Source organism: Bradyrhizobium sp. LB13.1 (genome assembly GCF_054056815.1).
In genome coordinates, this window is sequence record NZ_JBSRYQ010000001.1 from 3,242,682 (window position 1) to 3,263,130 (window position 20,449).

Genomic DNA, 20,449 nt, shown 5'->3' on the forward strand with positions numbered 1-20,449 from the left:
GGTCCCTCACGCGATCTTCTTGTGGGCCTGGGATTGCGGCGTTGCATTCGCCGCCTGTGTCAGCGTCCGCACAATGGCGCGGCGTGCGAGCTCGACCTTGAAGCCGTTATGTGAGCGGGTCGTAGCTCCCTGGAGCAAGAGATCCGCGGCGTGCGAGAAGTGGTCGGGCGTCGCGGCCTGGCCGCGCAACGCCGCTTCGGCTTCGAGGCTGCGCCAGGGCTTGTGAGCCACGCCGCCGAGCGCCACCCGTGCCCCGCTGATCGCGTTGCCTTCCAGTTCGAGCGCGGCAGCGACCGAGACCAGAGCAAAAGCATAGGACATCCGGTCGCGAATTTTCAGATAGCTGTAGTTTTGAGCGAAGCCGCGGGCCGGGAGCTCGATTCCCGTGATGATCTCGCTGGTACCGAGATTGGTGTCGACATGAGGCGTGTCGCCGGGAAGCCGGTGGAAATCGGTCAGCGCGATGGTGCGCTCGCCGGAGCGGCCTGCGATGTGCACCAGCGCCCCAAGTGCAGCCAGCGCCACGCTCATGTCGGACGGGTTGGTCGCGATGCAGGCGGCGCTCGTACCGAGGATCGCATGGTTGCGATTGAGGCCGTCCATTGCCGAGCAGCCGCTGCTGGGACGTCGCTTGTTGCAGGGCGTGGCCGTGTCATAGAAATAGGCGCAGCGCGTTCGCTGCATCAGATTGCCTCCGACCGACGCCATGTTGCGCAGTTGCGCCGAGGCACCGGCCAGGATGGCGCTGGCGAGCAGAGGATAGCGCTGCTCGATCAGCGGGTGGTAGGCGAGGTCCGAGTTCGGCACCAGGGCGCCAATGCGCAAGGACCCGTCCGCCGTCTCCTCGACCTTGCGGAGCGGCAGGCGGGAAATGTCAATCAGCCGGGAGGGGCGCTCGACATTCTCTTTCATCAGGTCGATCAGATTGGTGCCGCCGGCAATCAGTTTGGCGCCGGGATCGGCGGCGAGCAGGCGGATCGCGTCGGCAACGTCCGTGGCTCGGGCATACTGGAAGTTGTTCATGGCTGTGCCATTGCCTGTTGGATGGCGGCGAGGATGTTCGGATAGGCGCCGCAGCGGCAGAGATTCCCGCTCATCAGCTCGCGGATCTCGTCGGCATCCCGGGCATGGCCTTCGGCGAGCAGTCCGGCCGCCGAACATATTTGTCCAGGCGTGCAATAGCCGCACTGGAAGGCGTCATGGTCGATGAAAGCCTGTTGCAGGGGATGCAGCGTACCGTCCCTTGGCAAGACCTTCGACGGTCGTGATCTCCGCGCCGTCATTCATGACGGCGAGCGTGAGGCAGGAATTGACGCGCCGGCCGTCCACCAGCACCGTGCAGGCGCCGCACTGACCATGGTCGCACCCCTTCTTGGTGCCGCTCAACGCAAGATGGTCCCGCAAGGCGTCCAGCAACGTGGTCCAGGGCACGAGATCAAGCTTGTGACTGACGCCGTTGACGACAAGATGGATCGGAATGCGTTCGGGAATCTGATGCGTGAGATCGCCCATGTCCTGCTCCCTGCGACGGCGACGATGCCGGACGTCAGCCGAGTTGACGCGGGGCACGCCTCCGCCGGCCAATAGCGCCCAACGGACCACCGGCCGGTTGGTTCCTTGGCGGCAGTTCGCCTTTCCGAGAGGCCGCAGTCAGCGCTTTGCTTCCCCGAACACCACATTCGGCACCGCGCGGTTGACGACCTCGCGGAGCGCAAAGCTTGATTGTACCCGTGCTACGCGCGGCAGGCGCGACAACTCGGTGCGGTGGATACGTTCGAAATCCTGGATGTCGCGGGCGAGCACGATCAGGATGTAGTCGTCGGTCCCCGACATCAGGAAGCAGCGCACCATGGAGGGGCATTTCACCACCTCCGCCTCGAACGCCTTCAACGCCTCGTCGCTCTGGCTTTCCAGCGCGATACGGACCAGCACCGTGGTGGTGAGGCCGAATTGCGCTGAGGTCGAGCGCGGCCTGATAGGCCTGGATGTAGCCGTCGTCCTCCAGCGCCTTCTGCCGCCGTGCCAGCGCGGTGCTGGACATGCCGACTTTGTTGGCGAGCTCGGTATGGCTGGCCCGCGCATTGGTGGTGAGTTCCGCGAGGATGGCGAGATCTTTCCGGTCGAGGGCCAAGGTTTCGTTTCCAGCGTGAAAGGGCGTTTGCGCGCCGGAAACCGGCGCGGGGAAGCCAAAGCTAGCGGATATTTGCACGAAACCAAACCGGCCCCGTCGCTACGATCAGGAGGTGAATCAAAAGGAGCCCGGAATGCGTGTCGGTGTGCCCAAGGAGATCAAGGTGCAGGAATATCGCGTCGGGCTCACCCCGGGCGTGGTCCGCGAATATATCGCCGCCGGTCACCAGGTGACGGTCGAGATCGGCGCGGGCGGCGGCATCGGCGCCTCCGACGAGGTGTACCGGCGGGCAGGGGCCATCATTGCCGAGAGCGCGCGCGACATCTTCGCGAACTCCGACATGATCGTGAAGGTGAAGGAGCCGCAGAAGAGCGAATGGGCCCAGCTTCGCGAAAGCCAGATCCTGTTTGCTTACCTCCATCTCGCGCCGGATCCCGAACAAGCCAAAGGTTTGCTCGCCTCCGGCTGTACTGCGATCGCCTATGAAACCGTCACCGACGCGGCCGGTCACCTCCCCCTGCTTGCGCCGATGAGCGAAGTCGCCGGCCGCCTTGCCATAGAGGCTGCCGGCGCCGCCCTCAAAAGCTCGGCCGGCGGCCGCGGGCTGTTGCTGGGCGGTGTTCCCGGCGTGCAGCCGGCAAGGGTCGTCGTGCTCGGCGGCGGAGTGGTGGGAACGCAGGCTGCGCGCATGGCCGCAGGGCTCGGTGCCGAGGTCACGGTGATCGACCGCTCGATTCCACGGTTGCGCGAACTTGACGATCTCTTTGCCGGCCGCGTGCGCACCCGGTTCTCGACCATCGAGTCGGTCGAGGAGGAGGTGTTCGCCGCCGACGTCGTGATCGGCGCGGTGCTGCTGCCGGGCGCCAGCGCACCAAAGCTCGTCACGCGTGCGATGCTGACGTCGATGCGGCCGGGCGCCGTGCTGGTCGACGTCGCGATCGATCAGGGTGGCTGCTTCGAGACCTCGCACCCGACGACACATGCAGAACCAACTTATTTGGTCGACGGCATCGTGCATTATTGCGTCGCCAACATGCCCGGCGCGGTGCCGGTGACGTCAAGCCACGCGCTGAATAACGCGACGCTACCGTTCGGCTTGATGCTTGCGAACAAGGGCTTTGCCGCGGTGCTGGAAAATCCACATCTGCGCAACGGGCTGAATGTGCATCGCGGCCGCATCACCAACAAGGCCGTGGCGGAAAGCCTCGGGCTGGAGTTTGCTCCGGTGGAGAGCGGACTGGCGGCGTAGCGTTGCTGCTCATGCCGGCTTGCGATGGCGGCTGCCGAGCGCGGCTTCGATCGTCTCGGGCTTCTCGATGCGTTCGATCAGCATGTCGATGCGGTCGCCGCCCCAAAACAGCTCGCCGTTGAACACCATGGTTGGAACGCCAAACACGCCGAGCGCCTCGGCCTCGTCGATGATGCGGTCATGTTCGGCGCGCGCGGAGCCGTGGACGTAGGCTCCGAACTCGCTCGCCGAGCCGCCGCACGATCTGATGACGTCAGTGATTGCGGCGAGGTCGTCGATTTCGAGTTCGTGGCTCCAGAAACGGCGAAACACCGTGTCGTGATACGGACGGAAGAAGCCGTGCGCCTGTGCGAACAGCATGCCGACGCTGGAATGGAAAGCGTCGTAAATCCGTCGGGGCCCTTTCATGACAAGCCCTTGCGCATTGGCATAGCGCCGCGCGTCCATATAGGCGTAGCGCACCTTGCGCCAGAAATGCGGCGTGCGCTCTTCGACCGTTCCCATGAATTCGGCGACGCGCAGCGTGTAGGGCCGCCATTCGAGCTCGACGCCGTGCGTCTCCTCAAGCTCGAACAGACGCTTGTTGGCCACGAACGCGTAGGGGCTCTTGTAATCGGTGTAGACGCGCACGCGTGGCTTCGGCATGGCCAACTCCCTCCCTTAAGCTCACGCCTTCGTCAGTCTGTACTGCCGCAGATCAGGATCATGCGTCATGCGCCAGTAGTCGACGAAGCGCCAGGGCATTGCGGAAAACACGCGGCCGCTCGAATTGCGATAGTAGGTGCTCATGCCGGGATGAGTCCAGATCATCGTCTCGTGCTCGGCATCGACCTTCCGGATATAGTCGTCCAGCACATCCTTGCGGACGTCGATCGCTGCGACGTCGTGCTCGATCATGTCGGCGAGGCAGGCGGAGATGTAGCGGCTCTGACATTCCGACTGGAAGATGACGCTGCCGCCATGCGCGGGACCGGAATTTGGACCCAGCATGCAGAAGAAGTTTGGGAAATCGGGCACGGTGAGGCCGAGAAACGCGGTCGGATTGTCGTTGCCCCAGGCCTCGCGCAAATCCTTGCCGTTGCGGCCGCTGATGTTGAGGCGCGCGGCCATTTCCGTGACCTTGAAGCCGGTCGCGACCACGATGACGTCGGCGGCGCGATGCTCGCCCTCCGCGGTGACGATGCCGCCCTGGTCGAAATGATCGATCGCGTCGGTGACGAGCTGGACATTATCCAGCATCAGCGTCTTGAACCAGTTGTTGTCGAGCAGGATGCGCTTGCCATAGGGCGGATAGGTCGGCACGCACTTCTCGATCAGATCGGGGCGGTCCTTCAGCTCGGTGAGGATGAAGTCGGTCAGCTCCCGGCGGTGCCGGTCGTTGCCCTTGTTGACGGCGCGCTCAGGATACGGCCAGGCCGGGTCCTTGCGCAGGAACGGCAGCAGACCGTCGCCGTAACGCCAGAACATGTTGAAGCGGTACCATTGCACATAGAACGGCAGATGCGCGAGCAGCCAGCGCGCGCCTTCGCTGATCGGATCGGCATAGCCCTTCACCGGCCGTGCCCATTGCGCGCTGCGCTGGTAGACGGTGACCGAGGCAACGCGGCCGGCAATCGCCGGCACCAGTTGCATCGATGTCGCGCCGGTGCCGATCACGGCGACATGCTTGCCGTCGATATTGGTGTCGCTGGACCACAGCGCCGAATGCAGGATCGTTCCCTTGAAGTCTTCCTCGCCCTCGAAACGGGCGCGTGAGGGATCGTTGAGCTGGCCGATCGCACTCACCAGCGCAGTGGATTCGAAGGTTTCGGCGCCATTCTCAGTCCTGAGGGTCGAGATCCAGCGCCGCTTGCCTTCGTCCCAGCGCGACGACGTCAGCTCGGTGTTGACGCGCAGATGCTTGCGGATGCCATATTCGTCCGCGACCTTGAGCAGATATCCGTGCAGCTCCTCGCGCTGGCAGAAGTAGCGGGTCCATGCATTGCCCGAGCCGAAGGAGTAGGAATAGGAGTGGTTCGGCGTGTCGACACCGCAGCCGGGATAGCGATTGATCCACCAGGTGCCGCCGAGCTCCTCGTTCTTCTCGACGATGGTGTAGGGTATGCCGAGATGGCCGAGCGCGACGCCGAGTGCGATGGCGCAGACGCCGGCACCGACGATCAGCACATGCTGCTCGGCGAGTTTTTCGTCTGAAGGGCGCTTGACCCATCGCGCCTCGCGCGGCACAAAACCCATCTCCTCGCGCATCAGGGGTGCGTATTCCGGCGAGACATTCTCGCCGAGACAGGCGCGCATCATCTTGAGCAGCAGTTCATCACCGGGATCGGTGATGACAGGCTCGGGTGGGCCATCGGCAAAGAGCTTGACGACCGCGGCGCGGATTTCGTCCTGGACTTCTCTGGGCACGCCGGCCTCGGGATCGGGGATGAGGCGGATGTCGCGCTTGGGCAGATAGGGTGGCTCCAGCCAGCGCTCGTCGCCGGTCATGTGCACGAGCACCATCAGCAGGCAGCGGATGTCGCCTTCTTCAATCGTCGAGGTGAGGTCGAGCGCCTTGTGCGGAGATTCGATGTTCATGGCGTGTCCTGATCTCCGGATGCAATGAAGAGGCCGCGTGTCATCAGCTTGCGATAGGCAGAGATGACGTGCTCGGGTAAGGCGGTGACGCCATCGGCGGAATAGGAGTAGCGCCGGCTGAGATAGCCACGCGAGCCCATCAGCATGTGGACGATGGCCTCGAACTCCTCGTCGCTGTAATTCTCGATGGCGCCTGAGCGTCGCGCGCGACGCAAAATGCGGACATAGGCGACCGAGATGTTGTCGAGATGCTTCTGGTAACCGGGAGGTGCGAAGAACTCGGCCTCGTTGAGGATGCGCAAAAATTCCGGCACTTCGCGGATGAAGTCGAAGAATGCTGAGAAGCGCTCGATCTCCTGCCGTGCCGCATCCGCCGTGCCGGTGCGGGCGCGGATGAACTCGACCATGTCGAGGCCGATCTTGGGCAGCAGCTGGTCGAGCAGCTCCTGACGGTTCTCGAAATGATTGTAGAAGGTGCCTTGCGCGACGCCGGCCTGCTCGGTGATGCGGGCCACGGAGGCCTCGGCATAGCCATGCTTGCCGACGACTTTTGTGGCGGCCTCGAAGATCTTCTGCTTGGTCCAGGCGTTGCGCTCGACGCGGTTGAGTTTTGTGACTTTCTCGCTGGCGGGGCCTTGCGTCATGCCACGGTCTCCAGTTCGGCGCGCAGCACGCGCTTGAGAATCTTTCCGGACGGGTTGCGCGGCAGGCTGCCGCGGATGATGAGTTGTTTCGGTACCTTGAAGCTCGCCAGCCGCGTGCGGCAGTGCTCGGTGAGGGCGGGGAAGTTCGAGGCTCGCGCCGTCAGCCAGCACGACGATGGCGACCGGCCGCTCGCCCCAGCGCGCATCGCGCAGGCCGATCACCGCGACCTCGCGCACCTCAGGCAAATCGTAGATGACGCGCTCGACCTCGGAGGAGGCGATGTTCTCGCCGCCGGAGATGATCATGTCCTTCTTGCGGTCGGTCAGATACAGAAAGCCATCGTCGTCGAGATAACCGACGTCGCCGCTGCGGAACCAGTCGCCGAAGAAGGCGGACGCCGTCTTCTCCGGATCCTTCCAATAGCCGCGCGTGATTTTTGGCCCGCGCAGGCAGATCTCGCCGTTCACGTTCGGCGGCAGCGTCCTGCCATCCTCATCGCGGATCTCGATCTCGACATGAGCAATGGCGCGCCCGGTGGAGCCGATTTTTTCGATCTCGCGGCCGGCTTCCATGAAAGTGTCGCCGCCCACGGTTTCGGTCAGGCCATAGGCGTCGATGTAGCGCGCATTGCGGAAGAACTCCGCGAAGGCGCGGATGCGCAGCTCCGGTGTCTTCTCGCCGCCGCCGATCGCCCATTTCAGGCTCGACACATCGTAGCGCTCACGGGTGGGGCAGGTGAGCATCGCAGTGGTCATCACAGGCGCGAACCAGGCGGCGTTGAGCTTGTCCTCCGCGATCGCGGCAAGCGCGCTTTCCGGCTCGAAGTTGCGTTCAATCATGATGAAGCCGCCATGCCAGAGCACGGCGGTGCCGGGCAAATCGAGCGCGCCGACGTGATAGAGCGGGCCGACGATCAGGAGCCGCGTCTCCGCGCTCAAGGACAGCGCGATCATCTGGTCGGCGGACTTCCAGTAGAAATTGTCGTAACTGATCATCACGCCCTTGGGACGGTCGGTGGTGCCCGAGGTGTACATCAGCCGCATCAGATCTGACGGCTGGCGGACGTGCATCGGGGCGGGCGGCGCTTCGCTCGCGAGGCGCATCACGCTCTGCTGCGCGGCCTCGTCGAGTACGACGACGGTTGCACCGGCTGCGTTCGCAGCCAGCTCTTCGTCGGCAATCAGCAGCCGCGCGCCTGCATTGCCGGCGATGTAGCCGACCTCGTCGCGCGAGAGGCGGAAGTTGATCGGCAAAAACACTGCGCCGAGATGGCTGGTGGCGAAGACCAATTCCAGGAATGCCGCGCTGTTCTTCATCAGCACGGCCACGATATCGCCGGCGCCGATGCCTTGTGCGGCGAGCCAGCCAGCGGCCTTCCGGACGCGCGCGTCGAAGATCGCGTAGGAAATCTCCTCGCCGCGATATTTCAGCGCAGGCCGGTCCGGCGTGCGCCGAGCATGAAAGGCGATGAAGCTCGACAGGTTGATCATTGCGCGGATTTTGGGCCGATTTCCGGCGCCGTTTCCTCTTTGATGAATTCTGACTCATAATTCATCTTTGGCTTGACGTCACCCCCTCCCTCTGAAATCCTTCGACACACGGAGACGAGACGATCTCCGGCAGGGATCAGGACACGCCGACCCGACAGAGGGAGGGAAAAGATGACGAGAACCCGCACACCGGGCATCAGCCGCCGTTCAACATTGGCGCTGATGGGCGCCGGTGCGATCAGTGTTGCCGCGCCGTGGGTGGCGCGTGCGCAAGCCAAGACCATCAAGATCGGCATGCCGACGATCCTGTCGGGCCGGGTCGCGCAGCTCGGCACGTCGTCGCGCAACGCGGTGATGCTCGAGGTCGACAAGGTGAACGCAGCCGGCGGGCTCGCCGGCCGGCAGATCGAGATGGTGATCCGCGACTCCAAGGGCCAGCCGCAGGAAGCTGCACGCGTCGCGCGCGAACTCGTCAACACCGACGGCTGCGAGTGGCTGATCGACGGCGAGGCCTCGTCCGGATCGTTCGCGGTTCACGAAGTGGCGCGCGATCTCGGTGTGCTCTGCGTCCACACCTGCTCGGAAGCGTCGTCGCTGACGGCCGATCCGAAGCAGCACATCCCGAACGCGTTCCGCTGCGTGCGCCAGGGGTATCCACGATTCCATCGTCGGGGGCAGCTACGCCGCGTCGATTTCCAAGGCCAAGGGCCTGAAGAAATGGGCGACCTGCTCGCCCGACTATGCCTATGGCCGCGACACCACCGGCGAGTTCACTCTGTACCTGAAGCGCTTCGCGCCCGACGTCGAAATCATCAGCGAGTCCTGGCCAAAGCTGTTCCAGCCCGACTACACCGAAGTGGTGACCAAGATTTTGCAGGCCAAGCCGCAGGCGCTGTACTCTTGTCTATGGGGCGGCGATCTCACCTCCTATATCGACCAGGCCAATATCTACGCGATGTTCGGCCAGATGGAGGTGTTCGCGGTCAACATGGCCGACTACACCGCGCTCACCGTGGTGAAGAACCTGCCGAAGGGCATCCACTCCGGCAACCGCTACATCAAGTCGTTCCCGAGCACGCCGGAAAACGCCGCCTGGGGCGATGCCTACAAGGCCAAGTACAACGAATATCCGACCAACTGGTCATGGCAGAAACGCGACCGCGGTGATGTTCCTTAGCGAAGCCGCGAAGAAGGCCAACTCGACCGACGGCAAGAAGATCGCGGAAGTCTTGAAGGGTCTCACCATCAAGTGCCCGTTCGGCGCCGACGGCACCGTGACCATGCGCGGCGACGACCACACGCTGGTCGGCTACGCCATCGGCTGGGGCACCACGATCCCGCAGGAGCCCTATGTCCCCGAGGTCAAGGCCGGCGACTGGAAGACCATCTTCGAGCTCGAAGCCGAGTGGAAGAAGAGCAAGGGCTACACCTGACCTGAGACGCGGCGGAGATGGGTGACCGTCTCCGCCTGTTTCGTTTGGTTCTCCGCGCCGTATCAGGCGCGCCGCAATGAAAGTGCTCCCGTGGATCTCGACGCGCTCGCCGGCTGCCTCTCCAGCTCCGCCTGCCTGGTGACGCAAACCACCAGCGGCCTCATCATCGGCATGCTGCTGTTCCTGGTCGCGGTTGGGCTGACACTGATTTTTGGCGTGCTCAAGATCGTCAATTTCAGCCACGGCGCCTTCTACATGTTCGGCGCCTATTTCGCGATGACCGCCTATCAGTTCACCGGCAGCTTCGCGCTGGCGATGATTGCCGGTGCAGCCGGCACCGCGGTCCTTGGCTTGATCTTCGAGCGCGTCTTCATGAGTCGCGTCTACGGCGCCGACGTGCTGATGCAGCTGCTGGTCTGCTACGCCTTCGTCCTGATCTTCGACGATGTGGTGCGGTTGATCTGGGGGCCGGAATTCAAGTCGATGGGCATGCCCGCGGCGTTCCAGGTGATGCCGCTGTTCATCGCAGGTGGCGTGGTGCCGCCTTATTATCTGCTGCTGATCGGCGTGGCGCTGGTCGCGGCGATCGTGCTCGGGATTGGGCTCTCGCGCAGCCGCATCGGCAAGGTGATCCGTGCCGCCGCGCATAATCCCGGCATGGTCTCCGCGCTCGGCATCAATACCGGCCTGATCTATGGCGGCGTGTTCGCGCTCGGCGGCGCGGGCTTGCCGGCCTTGCCGGCGCGCTCGCCGCGCCGGTGCGATCGCTCACGCCCGGCATGGGATTCTCGGTGCTGATCGAATCCTTCATCGTCACCGTGATCGGCGGCATGGGCTCGATTGTGGGCGCGCTGGTCGGTGCGCTGCTGCTCGGCCTGATCCGCTCGTTCGGCTCGCTCGGCTTTCCGCTGTTCACGGAAGGCCTGATGTATCTGTTCATGGTGATCGTGCTGGTTTCCAAGCCCACCGGCCTGTTCGGCAAGGAGGCGGCATGACCGAGCTGGAGGCCGGGCGCGCGCGGACGCTAGTGCCGGCGCGCAACGGCGCGGTGCTGCAACGCTATCGCGATGTCCTGATCGCGCTGATCGCCTTTGCCGTGCTGGCGAGCCTGCCGCTGTTCACTGGCAGCAAGGCGCTGCTCGATTTCGTCATTCGCTGCTCCGCCTACGGCCTGTTCGCGACCTCGCTCAACCTGCTGGTCGGCTATACCGGCCTAACTTCCATTCGGCCACGGCATGTTCTTCGGCTTAGGGGCCTACAGTTTTGGCCTCATCATGCAGAAGCTCAGCGTGCCCATTCCGGTCGCCTTCGTCGCGACGCTCGCGATCACCGCGGTGATCGCCGCCGTCATCGGTGCGATCTGCGTGCGGCTGAAGGATATCTATTTCGCCTTCGTTACGCTGGCGTTTCAGATGCTGATCCACTCGACCATCCTGTCCTGGGCCTCCTTCACCGGCGGCGACCAGGGCCTGCGCGGTGGCATTCCGCGTCCCGCATTCCTCGGCATCAATCTCGCCAACCACGTCCATCTCTATGTCGCGAGCTGTGCGCTTCTCATCCTCGGCCTGCTCGCAATGCGCCAGATCGCGCAATCGCCATTCGGCTACACGCTACGCATGATCCGCGACAACGCCGCGCGCGCGAGCTTTCTCGGCATCGACGTCTGGCGCGCAAAACTCACCGTCTTCGTGCTCGCGGCGCTGTTCGCGGCGATGGGCGGCATGGTGATGGCGCTGTTCGTCTCCGGCGCCTATCCCGAATTTGCCTATTGGACGATCTCGGGTGAGGGCATCTTCATCAACATGCTCGGCGGCGTCTCGACCTTCCTTGGGCCGATGGTCGGCACAGTGCTATTGCTGCTGCTCAACGATACCGTGACGCGCTTCACCGAGTACCACGGCATCGTGCTGGGCGTCGTCATCCTGTTCTTCGCGCTGGGCTTGCGCAAAGGCCTGCTCGATTTCGTCGCCGAATGGTTTTCGTACCGGCGCAATGCGGGCGAGGGCCGCTAGCCATGCTCGAGATCCGCAACCTCGCAAAGTCTTTTGGCGGCGTGAAGGCGACCAACGACGTCTCGCTCGACTTCCCCCACGGCTCGCTCACAGCCGTGATTGGGCCGAACGGTGCGGGCAAGAGCACCTTCTTCAATTTGATCACCGGCGCACTGAGGCCGGATTCCGGCCAGGTGCTGCTCGACGGCGTCGATCTCGCCGGCCGCTCGCCGCCGGCGATCGTCCGCCACGGCATCGGCCGCGCCTTCCAGGTCGCGAGCATCTTCAAATCGCTGACGGTGCAGGAGACCATGCTCGCCGCCGTCAGCGCCGACCAGCGCTCCTCGGCGGTCCTGCACAAACGTTTTCCGTTACCCGAGACCCGTGACCGGGCCGAGCATGTGATGGAACTGCTGGGGCTCGCCGGCAAACGCAATCGCACGGCGGCGACGCTGTCGCATGGCGACCAGAAGCTGCTCGACATCGCACTCGCCCTGGTGCTCGAACCGAAGGTGCTGCTGCTGGACGAGCCGACCGCCGGCATGGGCCCGGAGGAGCGCTGGCGCATGATCGACAAGGTGCGCGAGCTCTGGGAAACGCAAAAGATCACCGTCGTCTTCATCGAGCACGACATGGACATCGTATTCAAGATTGCACCGAAGATCGTAGTGCTCTGCTACGGCCGCATCCTCGCGACCGGCACGCCCGACGAGATCCGCAACAACAGCGCGGTGATCGAGGCCTATCTCGGTACCGAGCATGCGGGAGCCGCCGCATGAGTGCTGCCGTCATCGAAGTCGCCGATCTCGACGTCTACTACGGCACCAGCCAGATCCTGTTCGGCGTCGGACTGTCGGTGCGGCAGGGCGAGACCATGGCGCTGCTCGGGCGCAACGGCGCGGGCAAATCCACGACCATGAAGGCGATCATGGGTTTGGCGCCGCCGCGACGGGGCCAAATCAGCCTGCGCGGCGCGGTGATCTCCGGCCGCAAGCCGCACCATATCGCGCGCGCCGGCCTTGGTTTCGTGCCGGAGGACCGCCAGATTTTCCCGGAGCACACGGTCGAGGACAATCTCGTCATCGGCAGGAAGCGCGGACCGGAGGGCCAGGACGAATGGCCGATCAAGCGCATCTACGACGTGTTCCCGCTGCTGGAGCCGTTGCGCCACCGTATCGCCGGACGCCTGTCAGGCGGCGAGCAGCAGATGCTCGCCATCGCGCGCACGCTGATGGGGAATCCAGCGCTGTTGCTGCTCGACGAGCCGAGCGAGGGTCTCGCGCCGATCATCGTGCAGCGGATCGGCGAGTTGTTGCGGCAACTCCGTAAGATCGGTTCGACCGTGCTGATCGCCGAGCAGAACATGCATTTCTGCCTGGGGCTGGCGAGCCATGCCACCGTCATCGACAAGGGTCAGATCGTCTATGCCGCCGGGATCGACGAACTGAAGGCCAACGAGTCGATCCGCCGCCGCTATCTGGCGTTGTAGCCGGTGCGCCGGTGCCCAGATAGGCCGGAAGAAGAAAACCATTGCCCCGCGTCGCTCCGGCGGAAGGAGTTTCCCCTCCGAGGCACGAAAAAGCCAATCGCTTCCATTGCTGTTTCGGGCCGAAACGACGACATTTCCTTCAGAAATCGATGGATCAACGGCTATGGAACGCACTGGATTTGAGCCTTTCGGCGAGCAGTTGGTGTCCGCAACGGACACCCAGCCGCGCTCGCGCGGGTCAAAGCTGCTCCTGCGGGTTGGCACCGGCCTGTTCTGGTCGCTGGTCGCCGGCATCGTGCTCGCGCGTGCGGCCTACTTCGAGCCCGGCGTCTATGAGGGCTTCAGCCGCGTTGCCTCGCTGACCAAAAACCTGTTCTTCTGAAGGCTGGCCTGATCTTCTGAGCCGTCTATTCCAGGCTGAGGATAGAACTTTCCCTCGGCCCTGATATGTCGAAAACTTATTCCCCAACGAAGCGGCGCTGCGTATAAATCCTTCTCCTCGGGGAGAGATTTGTGTCGCAGAATCAAGCATCCAGCCCAGCCGACGCCAAGCCGTCTACGGCCATTGGCCGTATCGTCGCGCTGCTTCCGGGTATCCTTCTCTGCATCGTCGTGGCCGGTCTCTCGGCCCTGCTGGAGCGGGCCGAGCTGGGCGTGTTCGAGCATCCCTATGTCGAAGCGCTGGTGATGGCGATTCTGCTTGGGATGGCGCTGCGCAGTTTTTGGAAGCCCGCGCCGCGCTGGCAGGCGGGCATCGCATTCAGCGCCAAGCAGCTGCTCGAAGTCGCTGTGATGCTGCTGGGGGCCTCGATCAGCTTTGCAGCCATCGCAGCGTCCGGCGTCGCGCTGTTGGCATCGATCGCAGCGGTCGTGGTGGTCGCGCTCTCCGTCTCCTTCGGCATCAGCCGCCTGCTTGGTCTCTCGACGCGGCTCTCGATCCTGATCGCCTGCGGTAACTCCATCTGCGGCAATTCGGCGATTGCAGCGGTGGCGCCGATCATCGGCGCCAACAATGACGAGATCGCATCCTCGATCTCCTTCACCGCGATCCTCGGCGTGATGATGGTGCTCGGCCTGCCGCTGCTGATTCCGCTGCTGCAGCTGTCGGCCACGCAATACGGCATCCTCGCAGGCCTGACCGTTTATGCGGTGCCGCAGGTGCTGGCCGCGACGGTGCCGGCTGGGCTCGTCTCGACGCAGATCGGCACGCTCGTGAAACTGATGCGCGTGCTGATGCTCGGACCGGTCGTTGTCGGCCTCTCGCTGACGGCCTCGCGCTGGCAGAGCGACGCCAAGAAGACCGACGCCAAGAAGACCAATGTCGGCTTCTTCCGCCTTGTCCCGTGGTTCATTCTCGGCTTCCTTGCGCTGGCGACATTGCGCTCGCTCGAGATCGTGCCGTCCACGGTGGTTGCCCCGATCACGCGCATCACGGGTTTTCTCACGGTGGTGTCGATGGCCGCGCTTGGCCTCGGCGTCGATGTGAAGGTGCTTGCCAATGTCGGGGGACGGGTGACGGCGGCCGTGACGCTGTCGCTGATGCTACTGCTCGGCATCAGCATCGCGCTGGTGCACTGGTTCAAGTGAGATTGAGCCGCGATCGCGAATTCCGCTTCCTTCTCGCCTTGCGGGAGAAGGTGCCTTGCCGAAGGCAAGGCGGATGAGGGGTCTGTATCTGCAAACGCCTCTCTCTCGTTTCGAACGCGCCGATAGAACCCCTCATCCGGCGCTTCGCGCCACGTTCTCCCGCAAGGGGAGAAGGGAAGGCTGCTCGCGAGTGTCGAAGAGCTAAATCACATCCGCGAGCGAATGCCCGTGCAGCTCGATGTTGAGCCCCTGCATGCCCATGTCGTTGAGCTCGCCGCCCATTGCCTTGATGCTTTCCTCGCGGATCAGCGACATCAGCCCGCGGCGTAGCGCCAGGAATTCCGACGACATCATCATCGACTGCTGCCGCGGCCGCTCCAGCGGGATCGGAATCTCCGCCTTGATCGAGCCGGGGCGCGCGGTCATGCAATAGACGCGGTCGGACAGAAAGATCGCCTCGTCGATGTCGTGGGTGACGAACAGCACTGAGATCTTCAGCCGCTGCCACATGTTGGTAAGGATTTGCTGCATGATGACGCGCGTCTGCGCGTCGAGCGCGCCGAAGGGCTCGTCCAGCAGCAGCACCTTTGGTCCCGTCGCGAGCGCGCGGACAATGCCGACACGCTGCTTCATTCCGCCGGAAAGCTTTTCCGGATAATGCTTCTCGAAGGCTTCGAGGCCCGCAAGCCCGAGCAACGTCCGCGCGGCGCGCTCGCGCTGCGAACGCGGCATGCCGCGCATCTTCAGGCCGAACTCGACATTCTCCCGCACGGTTTTCCAGGGAAACAGCGAATATTGCTGGAACACCATGCCGCGCTCGGCGCTGGGGCCGTTCACCTTCTCGCCGTCGACGGTAACGATGCCCGTGGTCGGCTTGAGGAACCCCGCGACCGCGTTGAGCAGCGTCGACTTTCCACAACCGGAGGGCCCGACGATCGAGACGAACTCGCCAGGCTTCACATGGATCTGCGTGTCGGTGACGGCTTCGACCGGCCCCTCGATACTATCGTAGCTGAGGGAGAAGTTCCTGACCTCGATATGGCCTTGCGGTGCTTTGACGACGATCTCGCTCATCTTGATCTCCACGGCATTACCAATTGTCCGGCCCCCCGGATCAACATGCTCGATCCGAGGCCGAGCACGCCGATCGCGATCATGCCGAGTGCGATGTCGGCATACTGGACCAGCGAATAGGCCTCCCAGGTGAAGTAACCGATGCCGTATTGCCCCGAGATCATCTCGGCGGCGATCAGCGACACCCATGCCACGCCCATGCCCACGGTGAGGCCGGTGAAGATGTGCGGGAGCGAGGCCGGAAAATACACATCGCGAAAGATCGAGCGCTCCCGCGCGCCGAGACATTGCGCGGCGCGCACCAGCACGGGATCGACCAGGGACATGCCGTGCAGTGTGTTGACCAGGATCGGGAAGAATGAGCCGAGGAAGGTGATGTAGACGATGCTTTGCTCGTTGGTCGGCCACAGCATGATCGCCATCGGCACCCAGGCGATCGCCGGGATCGGCCGCAGCACCTCCGCCACGGGGAAGATGATCTCATGGACAAGCTTGAAGCGGCCCATGATCAGGCCGAGCGGCACGGCGACGATCGCTGCGAGCGAAAAGCCGAAGAAGATGCGACGGCAGCTCAAGAGAGCACGTGCAGCAGGAATTTCGGATCGTGGATCGCCTTGGCAAAGCTGGCATAGACCGCGAGCGGCGAGGGCACGTTGGTGAAGCGCACGAAGAACACGACGCGATAGGTCGTGAGCAGGTGCCAGACCAGCAGGAAAGCCAGCAGCGAGATGATGCCGATCGCGGTTGCACGCAGCCCGTCCCGGTTGAGCCGGCACCAACGCAGCGCCAGCGTGCCGAACGAGGGCGGTGCCGCGGGTGGAGTGGTGGCGGGCACGGAAGTCGTTTTCGCGGTTGCACTTGCCGGCATGCTGTCCTCGGGATGTCTGCGGAGGGCGGGACTGCTCACGTCTTGCCTCCGCCGATCGCCACCTTCACGGCATCGTCGAAGCCGAGCACCTTGCCGCCGATCTTGGCGGCATAGGCTTCGGCGTCCTTCTTCAGCAGGAACGGCGCAACCTCGCCATTGCCGACTGCGAAGAAGGCCTGGTCGGCGAACAGCTTGATGCCGCGGGCGGTATCGAAGACGTAGGCGACGTTGATCCTCTTGCCCTTGGCCTTGAAGTCGGCATAGGCGCCGAGCGTGCAGGTGGCCGACGCGAAGGGCAGAATGCCTGAATCGTCGACCCATATCTCGCCGGCCTTGCGCGGATCGGCGATCGGTTTCTTGCAGAAAGCGTCGTCGCCGGCGATCTCGTAATTTTTGGTGCTGGCGAGCTGCGCGTCATAGTCGAGCTTCATCTCGGCATAGGCCCTGCGGATGTAGCTGTCGTCGACCCATTTTTTGGGATCGAACTCCTTCATGCGACCGAGGTTCTGCAGCACCTTGACGTCGGCGGTGGCCGCATCGATCAGCGCCGGCTTGACGGTGGGATCGGTGGTCATGTTGCCGCCGGGGCCGAGGAAGATGTAGACGACTTCCTTGTTGATGCCGGTCCATTCCTGGATTTTTTCGGCAGCAAGCTTGGGATCGTCGCGCAGCCACTGGTTGGCGGCGATCAGAGCCTTGAAATATGCGACGACGACCTCTGGATATTTCTCCGCGAAGTCGGTGCGGACCACAATGCCGTGGAAGGTCGGCAGATTGGTCTCGACGCCGTCAAAGATCTTTCGCGCAAAGCCGCGAAACGGCAGCAGCTCGGCGAAGGGGACGAAGTCGGCATGCGCGTCGATCTTCTTCTCCTGGAGATTGGTCGAGCCGACCTCCGGGCTCTGGCTGACGAGCTGGAAGAAATCGGAGGTGTAGCCGCGGTCCTGCATCGCCTTCAGCACCATGCCGTGCGCGGCGGAGCCGAACGGCACGCTGACGAGCTTGCCCTTGAGATCGGCGAGATCGTAGTAGGGCGAATCCTTGTGAACGACGATGCCGTTGCCTGAGCCGGACAGGCTGTAGGCGGCGATGCCGATCAGCCGGCTCTTGCTCTCCGGATTGCTGTCGAAGGTGAAGCCGTTCACGATCAGCGGATAGTCGCCCATCATGCCGATCTGGAGCTTGTTCGCCATCATCGCGTTGGTGACGGGTGGGCCGGAGGTGAAGTTCTGCCACTCCAGCTCGAACTTGATGTTGGCGTATTTGCCGTCTTTCGGGAGATATTTTTCGAGGAGATGGAGCTGGCGGATGACGACGCCGGCGGTCACCGTGTTGGTGGTGGTATCCTGCGTTCCGATGCCAAGCGTGACGGTTTCGGCCAAGGCCGGCTGCGCGAGGAGAAGCGCCAGCGACGTCACCGACATGGCGATCGAGTGCATGGAAAGATGGCGGACCATTCTCATCCTCATTCGGTTGGATGTGCTGTGGTTGCCATGATTGGGTGAGGGCGCCGACAGGGCAAATCCGGAATGTCCGCCGCAGTCGATTAGTTGCCGGGAAAAGCTGATTGCATACTCCTTGAGCAGTCCTGCACTATAAAGCCGCTTGCCTGGGCATCGGCCCTAGTCAGATCCTTGCCCCCGCATCTCTTCCAGCACGTCGGGCCGGCAGACCACGATCTGCGAGCGCTTGGTCAGCACGATTCCCTTCTCCTGCATGCGCTTCAGGCTGATCGTGACCCATTGCCTGGTGGCACCGACCATGTGGGCGATATCGGCGTGGGTGAAGGCGGCCGCGATCACCCGGCCGTCGGCGTCCTCGACGCCGTAGAGATCGACGAGATGCAGCAACAGATGCGCAAGGCGCTGCGTGATCGAGCGCGTTCCCAGCATCTGGGCCAGCGCCGAATAGCACTTGCCCTTGAAGGTCAGGCCTTCGATCAGGCCGATTGCGAGGCTCGGGATCTCTACGGCAAGGGACCGTAGCTCCTTTCCGGGCAGATGCACCACGCTGCAATTGCTGGATGCAACGCCGGACCATTGATGCACTGTGCCCTCGAACACTTCGGGCCCGCCGACGAAATTGCCGACATGCCAGTAAGCCAGCGTGATCTCGCGGCCGAGCGGGGAGGTGTAGAACACCCGGATACGGCCGCTCTCGATCAGCCAGATGCCGTCATGCTTGCCGCCCTGGCTGAACAGCGTCTGGCCGCGGTTGAGCACTTTTCGGCGGCCCTGTTTCAGCACCAGCTCCCGCTCGCGCTGGCTGAGCTTGTCCATCAACGGCGGCGGTCCGCCGATCCATTGCTGGTTTTCGGTGAGCAGCAGCGAGGAACTGCCGGCAGGCCGGACTGCCGGGGGACCAGCCCCCCGAACCGCATTCGCCGCCTGCAACATCATCTGCCTCCGGAACGTTGAAATCGTTCTAAAGAGGAGCAATGTCCGTGCCAGATGGGGTGATCGGAAGCGCGTTTGTGGGGAGGCGGTGCCCCTCACTCCGCCGTCATCGCCCGGCGAAGACCGGGCGATCCAGTATTCCAGAGGCGTCAGTGGGATACCGATAGGCCACGGCGTACTGGATTCCCCGCTTGCGCGGGGAATGACAGCGGAGCAAGAGGAACGATCAAGCCGTCCTACCGCCCCGCCAGGCTCAACAGATACGGCTTGGGGTAAATCCCCCGGTTGTGCCCATCCGAAAACGAGATGTTCAGCCCATAACCGAGATCGCCGATTTCGGTGATCGCGATGCCCGGAAACCGCACGGGGAAGCGTCCATCGAAGCGGGCGCGGGTGCAGTGGGCGCATTTGCAGGAGAGACGGAGTGTTTCCGCGGGCAAGTTCAGTGCGTCGTCTTCAGCGGTGCGAACGCGGAGCGTGGCGAGGTCGGCGCTTGCTTCGTAATCTGCCACGGTCGGTGCCACCAAGGTCATGACGTATCTCTAACCTCTCTCTATGTCGTCGTGACGCCACCGCGATAGCAACTAATTGCCCGCGCAAGCGCGCGGCGCTGTTCTTGGTCGCCTGTACTTCAATCATCGCCCGCGAAATGTGAAACTAATCGACCGGGAATTTCAGTTCGGCGTTGCCCGATTCCCGTCTCTCCGAAACCTTGTGCGCAATCGAGGTTAGGAGAGACAATGAGCGCATTTCAGAAGGAAACGGTTTTGTCGGTCAGGCACTGGACCGATTCCCTGTTCAGCTTCACCGCGACGCGTGATCCCGGCTTCCGCTTTCAGAACGGCCAATTCGCGATGATCGGATTGGAAGTCGAGGGCAAGCCGTTGCTGCGAGCCTACAGCATGGCCAGCGCCAATCATGAGGAGGCGCTCGAGTTCTTCTCGATCAAGGTGCAAGACGGCCCGCTGACCTCGCGGCTCCAGAAGATCAGGGAAGGAGACATCATTCTGGTCGGCCGCAAGGCGACGGGCACGCTGATCACGGGCAATCTCATTCCCGGCAAGCGCCTGTTGCTGCTCTCGACCGGAACGGGGCTTGCGCCGTTCGCCAGCCTGATCAAGGACCCCGACGTCTACGAGAACTACGAGACCATCGTGCTCGCCCATGGCTGCCGCCAGGTCTCCGAGCTCTCCTATGGCGAGCACCTCGTCGAAGGCCTGCGCGATCACGAGTTTTTCGGGCCGCTGATCCGCGACAAGCTCGTCTACTACCCGACCGTCACCCGCGAGCCGTTCAGGAATCGGGGCCGCATCAGCGACCTGATCGCCTCGAATCAACTCTTCGACGACATCGGGCTATCAGGCCTCGATATCGAGACCGACCGCATCATGCTGTGCGGCAGCCCGGCGATGCTGGAGGAACTTCCCGCGATGCTTTCTGGGCGCGGGTTTGTCGAGGGCAATCACAGCAGGCCCGGCCATTTCGTGATCGAAAAAGCTTTCGTCGAGCGCTGAGCCGC

General features: G+C 63.3%; 15 protein-coding genes and 5 pseudogenes. 9 read left to right on the plus strand and 11 right to left on the minus strand.

Annotated elements, in window-relative coordinates:
* Nucleotides 1–6 precede the first annotated feature (6 nt).
* From ACVWYI_RS15265 to ACVWYI_RS15275, 3 genes and pseudogenes are all read right to left on the minus strand, one after another.
* Entirely contained in the window at nucleotides 7–1,023 is a 1,017-nt protein-coding gene (locus ACVWYI_RS15265) for an FAD binding domain-containing protein (RefSeq protein ID WP_456662477.1), read from the minus strand.
* A pseudogene (locus tag ACVWYI_RS15270) lies at nucleotides 1,020–1,512 on the minus strand ((2Fe-2S)-binding protein). The gene ACVWYI_RS15265 and the pseudogene ACVWYI_RS15270 overlap by 4 nt, the downstream one beginning before the upstream one ends.
* 138 nt (nucleotides 1,513–1,650) lie before the next feature.
* Nucleotides 1,651–2,131: pseudogene (locus ACVWYI_RS15275) on the minus strand (Lrp/AsnC family transcriptional regulator).
* Nucleotides 2,132–2,264: 133 nt separating this feature from the next.
* Here ACVWYI_RS15275 and ald point away from each other — a divergent pair.
* A complete protein-coding gene (gene ald, locus ACVWYI_RS15280) occupies nucleotides 2,265–3,380 on the plus strand; it encodes an alanine dehydrogenase (RefSeq protein ID WP_456662478.1) in 1,116 nt (371 codons plus the stop codon).
* 9 nt (nucleotides 3,381–3,389) lie between these two features.
* On the opposite strand, the gene ACVWYI_RS15285 is transcribed toward ald, so the two are convergent.
* From ACVWYI_RS15285 to ACVWYI_RS15295, 3 genes are read right to left on the minus strand one after another with little or no spacing between them, the layout of a single operon-like run.
* On the minus strand, nucleotides 3,390–4,025 hold the full coding sequence (locus ACVWYI_RS15285) for a DsbA family protein (RefSeq protein ID WP_456662479.1): 636 nt from the start codon (nucleotides 4,023–4,025) through the stop codon (nucleotides 3,390–3,392).
* A gap of 21 nt (nucleotides 4,026–4,046) precedes the next feature.
* The gene (locus ACVWYI_RS15290) at nucleotides 4,047–5,957 is read right to left on the minus strand and encodes a flavin-containing monooxygenase (protein WP_456662480.1); all 1,911 of its coding nucleotides are present in this window, start codon (nucleotides 5,955–5,957) and stop codon (nucleotides 4,047–4,049) included.
* A complete protein-coding gene (locus ACVWYI_RS15295) occupies nucleotides 5,954–8,092 on the minus strand; it encodes an AMP-binding protein (RefSeq protein WP_456662481.1) in 2,139 nt (712 codons plus the stop codon). Before ACVWYI_RS15295 ends, ACVWYI_RS15290 begins: the two co-directional genes overlap by 4 nt.
* A 171-nt stretch (nucleotides 8,093–8,263) precedes the next feature.
* On the opposite strand from ACVWYI_RS15295, the pseudogene ACVWYI_RS15300 reads away from it, so the two are divergent.
* The 7 genes and pseudogenes from ACVWYI_RS15300 to ACVWYI_RS15330 all read left to right on the plus strand — a co-directional run bounded on the left by ACVWYI_RS15300 (nucleotide 8,264) and on the right by ACVWYI_RS15330 (nucleotide 14,592).
* Nucleotides 8,264–9,525: pseudogene (locus tag ACVWYI_RS15300) on the plus strand (ABC transporter substrate-binding protein).
* 90 nt (nucleotides 9,526–9,615) lie between these two features.
* Nucleotides 9,616–10,520 (plus strand): annotated as a pseudogene (locus ACVWYI_RS15305) (branched-chain amino acid ABC transporter permease).
* Between the two features lie 240 nt (nucleotides 10,521–10,760).
* On the plus strand, nucleotides 10,761–11,537 hold the full coding sequence (locus tag ACVWYI_RS15310) for a branched-chain amino acid ABC transporter permease (RefSeq protein WP_456662482.1): 777 nt from the start codon (nucleotides 10,761–10,763) through the stop codon (nucleotides 11,535–11,537).
* A 2-nt stretch (nucleotides 11,538–11,539) separates the two neighbouring features.
* Complete coding sequence (locus ACVWYI_RS15315) at nucleotides 11,540–12,295, plus strand: ABC transporter ATP-binding protein (protein WP_456662483.1); 756 nt, start codon at nucleotides 11,540–11,542, stop codon at nucleotides 12,293–12,295.
* Nucleotides 12,292–13,005 (plus strand): ABC transporter ATP-binding protein, encoded by a 714-nt coding sequence (locus ACVWYI_RS15320; protein WP_247350065.1) that lies wholly within the window; start codon nucleotides 12,292–12,294, stop codon nucleotides 13,003–13,005. The genes ACVWYI_RS15315 and ACVWYI_RS15320 overlap by 4 nt, the downstream gene beginning before the upstream one ends.
* A gap of 163 nt (nucleotides 13,006–13,168) precedes the next feature.
* Nucleotides 13,169–13,387, plus strand: a complete 219-nt coding sequence (locus tag ACVWYI_RS15325; protein ID WP_456662484.1) for a hypothetical protein — start codon at nucleotides 13,169–13,171, stop codon at nucleotides 13,385–13,387.
* A gap of 131 nt (nucleotides 13,388–13,518) precedes the next feature.
* Nucleotides 13,519–14,592: a YeiH family protein gene (locus ACVWYI_RS15330; RefSeq protein ID WP_456662485.1), complete on the plus strand. Its 1,074-nt coding sequence runs from the start codon at nucleotides 13,519–13,521 to the stop codon at nucleotides 14,590–14,592.
* 201 nt (nucleotides 14,593–14,793) lie between these two features.
* Here the strand turns inward: ACVWYI_RS15330 and ACVWYI_RS15335 are convergent, their stop codons facing one another.
* From ACVWYI_RS15335 to ACVWYI_RS15355, 5 genes and pseudogenes are all read right to left on the minus strand, one after another.
* Complete coding sequence (locus ACVWYI_RS15335) at nucleotides 14,794–15,666, minus strand: ABC transporter ATP-binding protein (protein ID WP_247350070.1); 873 nt, start codon at nucleotides 15,664–15,666, stop codon at nucleotides 14,794–14,796.
* Nucleotides 15,663–16,573, minus strand: a pseudogene (locus ACVWYI_RS15340) (ABC transporter permease). Before ACVWYI_RS15340 ends, ACVWYI_RS15335 begins: the two are co-directional and overlap by 4 nt.
* Complete coding sequence (locus ACVWYI_RS15345) at nucleotides 16,570–17,991, minus strand: ABC transporter substrate-binding protein (RefSeq protein WP_456662486.1); 1,422 nt, start codon at nucleotides 17,989–17,991, stop codon at nucleotides 16,570–16,572. The pseudogene ACVWYI_RS15340 and the gene ACVWYI_RS15345 overlap by 4 nt, the downstream one beginning before the upstream one ends.
* Nucleotides 17,992–18,156: 165 nt before the next feature.
* Complete coding sequence (locus ACVWYI_RS15350; RefSeq protein WP_456662487.1) at nucleotides 18,157–18,933, minus strand: Crp/Fnr family transcriptional regulator; 777 nt, start codon at nucleotides 18,931–18,933, stop codon at nucleotides 18,157–18,159.
* A 233-nt stretch (nucleotides 18,934–19,166) separates the two neighbouring features.
* Complete coding sequence (locus tag ACVWYI_RS15355) at nucleotides 19,167–19,463, minus strand: gamma-butyrobetaine hydroxylase-like domain-containing protein (RefSeq protein WP_456662488.1); 297 nt, start codon at nucleotides 19,461–19,463, stop codon at nucleotides 19,167–19,169.
* 207 nt (nucleotides 19,464–19,670) lie between these two features.
* Here ACVWYI_RS15355 and ACVWYI_RS15360 point away from each other — a divergent pair, with 207 nt between their 5' ends.
* Nucleotides 19,671–20,444: a ferredoxin--NADP reductase gene (locus tag ACVWYI_RS15360; RefSeq protein ID WP_247350078.1), complete on the plus strand. Its 774-nt coding sequence runs from the start codon at nucleotides 19,671–19,673 to the stop codon at nucleotides 20,442–20,444.
* The last annotated feature ends 5 nt before the right edge of the window (nucleotides 20,445–20,449 follow it).